General features: G+C 59.8%; 1 protein-coding gene. It reads left to right on the top strand.

The window, feature by feature from the left end; translation table 11 throughout:
* Window positions 1–644: MBL fold metallo-hydrolase (locus tag NKI17_RS36940; protein ID WP_352907962.1), on the top strand; the 644-nt coding region annotated here is incomplete at both ends.

The following is a 644-nucleotide window of genomic DNA, read 5'->3' as shown; positions in this document are numbered from 1 at the left end:
CATCAATGGACGATTGGAGAATCGGGAATATCTGGGTAACCAGAATTCTGGAGATGTGCGACCCTCTGGGGACGCCGTCGGAATGGTTCCCCGACTGCACCGACGAAGCACTCGAACCGCATCTTCATTGGCTCACGCCCCGATTGATATCGCCGGCAACCGGCCGGCTTATTCTTCCCATCCAGAGTTTTCTGGTTCGTACCGGCCACCACACCATTCTGGTCGACAGTTGCGTCGGCAACGACAAGACGTGCGCATACTTCCCGCATTGGCATCGCCGCAATGACGGCACCTTTTTGGCGCGCCTGGCGAATGCAGGTGTTGCTCCCGAGCAGATCGACTATGTGCTGTGCACCCATCTTCATATCGACCATTGCGGCTGGAACACACGATTGGTGGACGGGCGTTGGATACCGACATTCCCGAACGCCCGCTACATCATGGCGCGGCGCGAGTTCGAGGCCGCACAGGCCGCCTCCGGCGATGCCGACGAACGGACCTATCAGGACAATGTGCTGCCAATCGTCGAGGCTGGTCGGGCTGTGCTTGTCGATATGGATTATGAACTCGATGGCGAAGTGTGGCTGGAGCCGACGCCGGGCCACACCCCGGGGCACGTAGCCATCGGCCTGAGATCTCGAGGC

The organism is Mesorhizobium sp. M0816, from assembly GCF_040320005.1.
GTDB lineage: Bacteria > Pseudomonadota > Alphaproteobacteria > Rhizobiales > Rhizobiaceae > Mesorhizobium.
The sequence above is the reverse complement of the archived record's forward strand: the minus strand, read 5'-3'. Positions and strand labels throughout refer to the sequence as shown.